Source organism: Bacillus sp. FAU18 (assembly GCF_056033885.1).
The window spans coordinates 24,705-32,500 of sequence record NZ_JBVYHZ010000004.1 but is presented as its reverse complement, the minus strand read 5'-3'; the positions used below and the strand labels follow the sequence as shown (position 1 = coordinate 32,500).

At 45.6% G+C, this 7,796-nt stretch carries 7 protein-coding genes, 2 tRNA genes, 2 rRNA genes and 1 other RNA gene (1 of these 12 only partly in view); 1 reads left to right on the top strand and 11 read right to left on the bottom strand.

What is annotated here, in order from left to right; translation table 11 throughout:
- The 11 genes from AC0OMU_RS11170 to tadA all read right to left on the bottom strand — a co-directional run.
- Positions 1-796, bottom strand: a 23S ribosomal RNA gene (locus AC0OMU_RS11170); it reaches 2,132 nt to the left of the window's first position.
- A gap of 81 nt (positions 797-877) precedes the next feature.
- A tRNA-Ala gene (locus AC0OMU_RS11165) sits at positions 878-953 on the bottom strand.
- Between the two features lie 11 nt (positions 954-964).
- Positions 965-1,041 (bottom strand) — tRNA-Ile (locus tag AC0OMU_RS11160).
- A 102-nt stretch (positions 1,042-1,143) separates the two neighbouring features.
- Positions 1,144-2,693 (bottom strand): 16S ribosomal RNA (locus AC0OMU_RS11155).
- Together the 16S and 23S rRNA genes with 2 tRNA genes alongside form the textbook arrangement of a ribosomal RNA operon.
- 244 nt (positions 2,694-2,937) lie before the next feature.
- Positions 2,938-3,201, bottom strand: coding sequence for a sigma-K factor-processing regulator BofA (gene bofA, locus AC0OMU_RS11150; protein ID WP_047181962.1), 264 nt, complete (start codon positions 3,199-3,201; stop codon positions 2,938-2,940).
- A 66-nt stretch (positions 3,202-3,267) separates the two neighbouring features.
- Positions 3,268-3,492 (bottom strand): YaaL family protein, encoded by a 225-nt coding sequence (locus AC0OMU_RS11145; protein WP_003242387.1) that lies wholly within the window; start codon positions 3,490-3,492, stop codon positions 3,268-3,270.
- Positions 3,493-3,509: 17 nt separating this feature from the next.
- Entirely contained in the window at positions 3,510-4,106 is a 597-nt protein-coding gene (gene recR / locus AC0OMU_RS11140; protein ID WP_003225425.1) for a recombination protein RecR, read from the bottom strand.
- A 14-nt stretch (positions 4,107-4,120) separates the two neighbouring features.
- The gene (locus AC0OMU_RS11135) at positions 4,121-4,444 is read right to left on the bottom strand and encodes a YbaB/EbfC family nucleoid-associated protein (RefSeq protein ID WP_003225427.1); all 324 of its coding nucleotides are present in this window, start codon (positions 4,442-4,444) and stop codon (positions 4,121-4,123) included.
- A gap of 23 nt (positions 4,445-4,467) precedes the next feature.
- Entirely contained in the window at positions 4,468-6,159 is a 1,692-nt protein-coding gene (dnaX, locus tag AC0OMU_RS11130) for a DNA polymerase III subunit gamma/tau (RefSeq protein WP_029317164.1), read from the bottom strand.
- 129 nt (positions 6,160-6,288) lie between these two features.
- Positions 6,289-6,553: signal recognition particle sRNA large type (gene ffs, locus AC0OMU_RS11125), an RNA gene on the bottom strand.
- 82 nt (positions 6,554-6,635) lie between these two features.
- Positions 6,636-7,121 (bottom strand): tRNA adenosine(34) deaminase TadA, encoded by a 486-nt coding sequence (gene tadA, locus AC0OMU_RS11120; RefSeq protein WP_047181961.1) that lies wholly within the window; start codon positions 7,119-7,121, stop codon positions 6,636-6,638.
- An 85-nt stretch (positions 7,122-7,206) separates the two neighbouring features.
- Between tadA and AC0OMU_RS11115 the strand changes: the two genes are divergently transcribed.
- Positions 7,207-7,752: a cysteine hydrolase family protein gene (locus tag AC0OMU_RS11115; protein WP_003226786.1), complete on the top strand. Its 546-nt coding sequence runs from the start codon at positions 7,207-7,209 to the stop codon at positions 7,750-7,752.
- The last annotated feature ends 44 nt before the right edge of the window (positions 7,753-7,796 follow it).

Here is a 7,796-nt window from a genome sequence, read left to right as displayed (position 1 = left end):
TCAACGTGCGTGGGTTCGGGCCTCCATTCAGTGTTACCTGAACTTCACCCTGGACATGGGTAGATCACCTGGTTTCGGGTCTACGACCACGTACTCATGCGCCCTATTCAGACTCGCTTTCGCTGCGGCTCCGCATCTTCTGCTTAACCTTGCACGGGATCGTAACTCGCCGGTTCATTCTACAAAAGGCACGCCATCACCCGTTAACGGGCTCTGACTACTTGTAGGCACACGGTTTCAGGATCTCTTTCACTCCCCTTCCGGGGTGCTTTTCACCTTTCCCTCACGGTACTGGTTCACTATCGGTCACTAGGGAGTATTTAGCCTTGGGAGATGGTCCTCCCGGATTCCGACGGAATTTCACGTGTTCCGCCGTACTCAGGATCCACTCAGGAGAGAACGAAGTTTTGACTACAGGGCTGTTACCTCCTATGGCGGGCCTTTCCAGACCTCTTCATCTACCTCGTTCTTTTGTAACTCCGTACAGAGTGTCCTACAACCCCAAGAGGCAAGCCTCTTGGTTTGGGCTAATCCCGTTTCGCTCGCCGCTACTCAGGGAATCGCATTTGCTTTCTCTTCCTCCGGGTACTTAGATGTTTCAGTTCCCCGGGTCTGCCTTCTCATATCCTATGAATTCAGATATGGATACCACTCCATTACGAGTGGTGGGTTTCCCCATTCGGAAATCTCCGGATCAAAGCTTGCTTACAGCTCCCCGAAGCATATCGGTGTTCGTCCCGTCCTTCATCGGCTCCTAGTGCCAAGGCATCCACCGTGCGCCCTTTCTAACTTAACCGTTAAAAAGAATCACTATGTGATATCTTGTATTACTAATTGAATGTGATGTCTACTGTTATCTAGTTTTCAAAGAACACGTTGGTGGAGCCTAGCGGGATCGAACCGCTGACCTCCTGCGTGCAAAGCAGGCGCTCTCCCAGCTGAGCTAAGGCCCCGTTATATAAGATGGTGGGCCTGAGTGGACTCGAACCACCGACCTCACGCTTATCAGGCGTGCGCTCTAACCAGCTGAGCTACAGGCCCATCTTAACTTATTCAAGGAACAAAGTTCCTTCAAAACTAAACAAGACAGGGAACGTTCTGTTTATAAGACCCAAGGTCTTATATTCCGTATAATATCCTTAGAAAGGAGGTGATCCAGCCGCACCTTCCGATACGGCTACCTTGTTACGACTTCACCCCAATCATCTGTCCCACCTTCGGCGGCTGGCTCCTAAAAGGTTACCTCACCGACTTCGGGTGTTACAAACTCTCGTGGTGTGACGGGCGGTGTGTACAAGGCCCGGGAACGTATTCACCGCGGCATGCTGATCCGCGATTACTAGCGATTCCAGCTTCACGCAGTCGAGTTGCAGACTGCGATCCGAACTGAGAACAGATTTGTGGGATTGGCTTAACCTCGCGGTTTCGCTGCCCTTTGTTCTGTCCATTGTAGCACGTGTGTAGCCCAGGTCATAAGGGGCATGATGATTTGACGTCATCCCCACCTTCCTCCGGTTTGTCACCGGCAGTCACCTTAGAGTGCCCAACTGAATGCTGGCAACTAAGATCAAGGGTTGCGCTCGTTGCGGGACTTAACCCAACATCTCACGACACGAGCTGACGACAACCATGCACCACCTGTCACTCTGCCCCCGAAGGGGACGTCCTATCTCTAGGATTGTCAGAGGATGTCAAGACCTGGTAAGGTTCTTCGCGTTGCTTCGAATTAAACCACATGCTCCACCGCTTGTGCGGGCCCCCGTCAATTCCTTTGAGTTTCAGTCTTGCGACCGTACTCCCCAGGCGGAGTGCTTAATGCGTTAGCTGCAGCACTAAGGGGCGGAAACCCCCTAACACTTAGCACTCATCGTTTACGGCGTGGACTACCAGGGTATCTAATCCTGTTCGCTCCCCACGCTTTCGCTCCTCAGCGTCAGTTACAGACCAGAGAGTCGCCTTCGCCACTGGTGTTCCTCCACATCTCTACGCATTTCACCGCTACACGTGGAATTCCACTCTCCTCTTCTGCACTCAAGTTCCCCAGTTTCCAATGACCCTCCCCGGTTGAGCCGGGGGCTTTCACATCAGACTTAAGAAACCGCCTGCGAGCCCTTTACGCCCAATAATTCCGGACAACGCTTGCCACCTACGTATTACCGCGGCTGCTGGCACGTAGTTAGCCGTGGCTTTCTGGTTAGGTACCGTCAAGGTACCGCCCTATTCGAACGGTACTTGTTCTTCCCTAACAACAGAGCTTTACGATCCGAAAACCTTCATCACTCACGCGGCGTTGCTCCGTCAGACTTTCGTCCATTGCGGAAGATTCCCTACTGCTGCCTCCCGTAGGAGTCTGGGCCGTGTCTCAGTCCCAGTGTGGCCGATCACCCTCTCAGGTCGGCTACGCATCGTTGCCTTGGTGAGCCGTTACCTCACCAACTAGCTAATGCGCCGCGGGTCCATCTGTAAGTGGTAGCCGAAGCCACCTTTTATGTTTGAACCATGCGGTTCAAACAACCATCCGGTATTAGCCCCGGTTTCCCGGAGTTATCCCAGTCTTACAGGCAGGTTACCCACGTGTTACTCACCCGTCCGCCGCTAACATCAGGGAGCAAGCTCCCATCTGTCCGCTCGACTTGCATGTATTAGGCACGCCGCCAGCGTTCGTCCTGAGCCAGGATCAAACTCTCCGATAAAGTAGTTTGACTGACTACGCACATCGCTGTGCGATTTATAAAAATGAATTAACAGGTACGTTTTGTCTTGTTTAGTTTTCAAAGAACTTTGTTTACCGCTCGTTTAAGCGACTTTATTATCATAACATTTACCGCCGCTACTGTCAACAACTTTTTAACATTTTCTTTTCGAAAAAGCTGTTCGTCATCAGCGACGTATATTAGAATAACACCTTCAATTATCTAAGTCAATACATAATATCAATTAAATGATAAATTGCTTAATAACGACTAACGCAGCTATTCCGGGTATCCCTAAAATTCCGCTGATAGCTGTTGTAACCAGATTAATCGGCACATGAATGCCAAGACTGCCGCCAAACATATTTACACAAACCAGCAGCAAAGCACCTGCCACAAATTTAACAGCTGTGATGCCCATCCACTTTAAAGACTTTGCAGCTGAACCTGATAAAAAAAGAAGAATAACCAGTCCTAAAATAATCCCAATAATAAAAATAGGCTCCATGAATCTTCTCATCTCCTTCGCTTGTTCTAGTACAAGCTTATGAGAAGATCCAGGAGTTTAGACCACTTACTTCCACCGGCTGATTTTTAAATTTCGCTGCTTCGCTTCCCTTAAGTAAAAAAAATACTTCGCTTCAGCTACTTTCAGTTCGTATAACACTTCAGCAGACGGTTCTAAGCTTTTTTCAACCAGCTTTTTTTGCCTGTTCCACTCTTCCTTTTGCTTAAAAAGCTGCTCGGTTAGTTTTTCATCAAACTCTCTTCTTAATGTTTTCTTGCGAAGAAAACCCATGGATCGCTTTTTCCTCCTTACAATTCACGTCTTCCTTCAAGTGCTTTAGAAAGAGTGACCTCGTCAGCATATTCCAAGTCACCGCCGACGGGCAGTCCGTGGGCAATACGGGAGAGCTTAATACCAGACGGCTTGAGGAGCCTTGATATATACATCGCCGTTGCTTCCCCTTCTATATTAGGGTTTGTCGCGAGGATCACTTCTGTCACTTGATCATCCTGTAATCGTTTTAACAATTCTGGTATTTTAATATCCTCCGGTCCGATGCCGTCCATTGGAGAAATAGCGCCATGAAGAACGTGATACTGTCCATTGTATTCCTTCATTTTCTCCATAGCGATAACATCCTTAGGGTCTTGCACAACACAGATAACAGACTTATCCCTGCGCGTATCTTCACATATATAGCAAGGGTCCTGGTCTGTAATATGCCCGCAAACTGAACAATATGTCAGGTTGCGTTTCGCATTTACTAATGCTTTCGCAAAATCTAATACTACATCTTCTTTCATACCTAGAACAAAAAAAGCCAGACGAACCGCTGTTTTCGGTCCGATCCCTGGCAATTTCATAAAGCTGTCAATCAGCTTTGATATTGGTTCAGGATATTGCATGTTCTTTTATCCCCCTAGAATAAACCTGGCATGTTCATTCCCTTTGTAAATTGACCCATTGTTTCGTTTGTGATTTCGTCAACTTTTTTCAAAGCTTCATTCGTTGCAGCAAGCACTAAATCTTGAAGCATATCAATATCTTCAGGATCAACGACTTCTTCTTTGATGATAACATCCAGGATTTCTTTTTGGCCGTTTGCTTTTACTGTTACCATACCGCCGCCTGCAGTTCCTTCAACAACCTTTTCTGCAAGCTCTTCTTGAGCCTTCGCCATGTCCTTTTGCATTTTTTGCATTTGTTTCATCATTTTTTGCATATTACCCATTCCGCCACGCATAGCATTCACTCTCTTTCATTTTGTTAGTCTTTTATTTCAATTAAATCCGCTCCAACAAGCTTTTTCGCTTCGGCAATAAGCGGGTCTTCTTCAGCCGGTTCATTTGATCCTTCATTTTCCTGCTGATGATCTTCTAAAAATTCTTCTCTTATTTTACCCCATTGTGCTTCTGGAACGCCAATCAAATCCATTCTTTTTCCGAGCATCGATTCTAAAATCTGCTCAAGATTAGTACGGACTCCGTTGTTATCCTCAGCGACCATTTTACAATGAATTTCATATTTGAATTTCAGAACAAATGCCGCCGATCCGGCAGCCACAGGTTCACTGTCATTCAGCAAAGCGGCATGTGATACTTTGTTTTGCTGTTTGAGATGAGCAAGAAGCTTGCCCCAACTGTTTCTGAGCAGATCAAGATCCGGTCTTGTGGCTTCCTTCAAAATCTCATGAATTCTGCCTACTGGCGCTTTGTAATTGGATTTCCCGCCCTTTGGCACACGCGGCGCTTCTTTTTTCGGGCTTTCCGCAGCTGCTTTTATGCCCGTTGTTTTGAGCCGCTCTACTTCCTGTTCGAGCTGCTGGATTTTTTTCATCAGCATATCCACTTCCGGGAGATCAGCAGCAGATTGATGTGAGGTTTGGCAAATCTTCACAACGGCCACTTCGAAAAAGATACGCGGATGATTTGTCCATTTCATTTCCTGATGGCTCTTGTTCAGAATATCAATCATTTCATATAGGGCCTGAGCCGGAATTTGTTCACTTAGTTCCCGGAACGTTTCATCAACTTTTACTTTCTCAAGCACTCCCTCTAAGCCAGGGGCTGTTTTGTACAGCAGCATGTCCCTGAAATAGAAAATCATATCTTCTATCAGCTTAGCTGGATCTTTTCCTTGCTGAAGCAATTCATTTAATGTTTCCAGTGCGTCAGAAACGTTTTTATCATGCAGGGATTGTGCAAGCTTCCCGATATATAATTGAGAAACAGCACCCGTAATTAAAAGCGCATCTTCGACTTTCAGGATATCACCGCTGAATGATATGGCCTGATCAAGAAGGCTCAGGGCATCCCTCATCCCTCCGTCTGCAGCACTCGCGATGATATCCAGCGATCCTTCCTCCACTTGTAGCTGTTCAGCATCAACAATTTTATTCATGCGGCCTACAATCGCTTGGGAGGTAATTCGTTTAAAGTCAAAACGCTGACATCTAGAGATAATGGTTAAAGGAATTTTGTGCGGTTCAGTTGTTGCTAATATGAAAATACAATGCTCAGGCGGCTCTTCTAATGTTTTTAGTAATGCATTAAAAGCGCCGATAGAAAGCATATGCACCTCATCTATGATATATACCTTATATGTGACGGCCGATGGAGCAAACTTCACTTTATCGCGAATGTCACGAATCTCATCAACACCGTTATTAGAAGCGGCGTCAATTTCTATGACATCGGATATTGACCCGTTTGTTATCCCTTTACAGGCCGCACATTCGTTGCATGGCTCATCAACAGGAGCATGTTCACAGTTGACAGCCTTAGCAAATATTTTGGCTGCACTGGTTTTTCCGGTTCCTCTAGGCCCGGAAAACAGATAGGCGTGAGAAAACTTTTTTTGCAAAAGGGCATTTTGCAGCGTTTTTGTAATGTGTTCTTGTCCGACCACATCTTCAAAGCGCTGAGGCCTGAATACTCGATATAAAGCTTGGTAACTCACGGGTTTGCCCTCCTCCGTTATTCATCATTCCCATTATACATGAACCTTGTTTCGATTCCAAAAGCTCTTTTTACATAACAAAAAACTCACCTAATGTTAGGTGAGTCTGAAAATTTGATGATTGATTTACCGTGCACCTTCTGTCGATTCGCTACCCTAAGCGTTACTTAAGCAGTTAGCTCGGCCCAGGCAACCCTGCGGCACATGAGAGGTTTCACTTAATGCTGCTTCCTTCCGGACCTGACATGGTTCATGAATTCCCATTGCGCAGGACCCAAACGTCAACACCACTTACTTAAGGCAGGCCTTAAAGTAAACGAACCTCGAGAAGGGATTCGGCCCTGCTAGAGCGGATTGCAGGTACAGGGCACCGCTACCTCCCCGCTTAGCACGGCAAAATAAATATCAAATTTTATGTTGCATCTATTACGATGCACACTTAAGTATATCTGTTTCCCCTAAAAATTGCAACCGTACTATTCAGACAAGTTTTTCCTGGCGGCTTTCTTCTTTTTTCTTAGTTCTCTGAAAAACGCACTGAGCATTCCGCCGCATTCTTCCTCAAGCACACCGCTCACCACTTCAGCCTGATGATTAAAGCGATCCTCCTGAAGAAGGTTCATTAGCGTGCCTGAACAGCCGCCTTTCGGATCATATGCGCCAAAAACCACTTTTTCCACTCGAGAAAGTACGACTGCACCAGCACACATTGGACAAGGCTCAAGCGTCACATAAAGAGTCGCACCTTCCAGCCGCCATGTTCCCAGTGCCTTACACGCTTCTTCAATTACAAGCATTTCTGCATGGGCAATAGATCGCTGTTCAGTCTCTCTTAAATTATGTGCACGCGCTATAATTTCATCATTAACGACAAGCACCGCACCTATCGGCACTTCACCTTTCTCTTCAGCCTTTTTCGCTTCTTTAATTGCTTCTTTCATATAAAGTTCATCTTGTGTCATAAGGATAAGCTCTCTTTTCAAAGTTTTTTCATTGCCTAAAAAGGCTACATATTAACTATAACTGAAACGGAAAGGAGACTGTCGATTGTCCAAAGCAGATACAGCCCTTCTCATTGTAGACATGATCAATAATTTTGAATTCGATATGGGAGAAACCCTCGCTAAAAAAACAGAAAAAATCGTTCCTCATATTTTATCATTAAAGGAGCACGCGAGACAAAATGAATGGCCGATTATTTACATCAATGATCATTATGGACTTTGGCAAGCTGACATTAAAAACATTCAGCAAGAATGCACAAATGAAAGAAGCAAGGATATCATCACAAAGATAGCTCCGGAAGATGCTGATTATTTTTTAATCAAACCAAAACATTCCGCTTTCTACGAAACTGCACTTCACACCCTCCTTACTGAGTTGCAGGTGAGACATATTATCTTAACAGGTATAGCCGGCAATATATGTGTGCTGTTTACTGCTAATGACGCTTATATGAGGGAATACAGCATCACGATTCCTAAGGACTGTATCGCGTCAAACAGTGACGAAGATAACGAATTCGCCTTAACCATGATGGAGAATGTTCTTTTCGCAGAAATTACGACGGAAGAACAAATTACAGAAAAGTAAACATGATCAGCGCTTTTCTTTCATACATTGATAGCGATATGAAA

What these genes read in the sequence shown, in the direction of transcription:
- bofA (WP_047181962.1), bottom strand. Translation starts at nt 3,201, where the DNA reads ATGGAGCCTATTTTTATTATTGGGATTATTTTAGGACTGGTTATTCTT.
- AC0OMU_RS11145 (WP_003242387.1), bottom strand. Translation starts at nt 3,492, where the DNA reads ATGGGTTTTCTTCGCAAGAAAACATTAAGAAGAGAGTTTGATGAAAAA.
- recR (WP_003225425.1), bottom strand. Translation starts at nt 4,106, where the DNA reads ATGCAATATCCTGAACCAATATCAAAGCTGATTGACAGCTTTATGAAA.
- AC0OMU_RS11135 (WP_003225427.1), bottom strand. Translation starts at nt 4,444, where the DNA reads ATGCGTGGCGGAATGGGTAATATGCAAAAAATGATGAAACAAATGCAA.
- tadA (WP_047181961.1), bottom strand. Translation starts at nt 7,121, where the DNA reads ATGACACAAGATGAACTTTATATGAAAGAAGCAATTAAAGAAGCGAAA.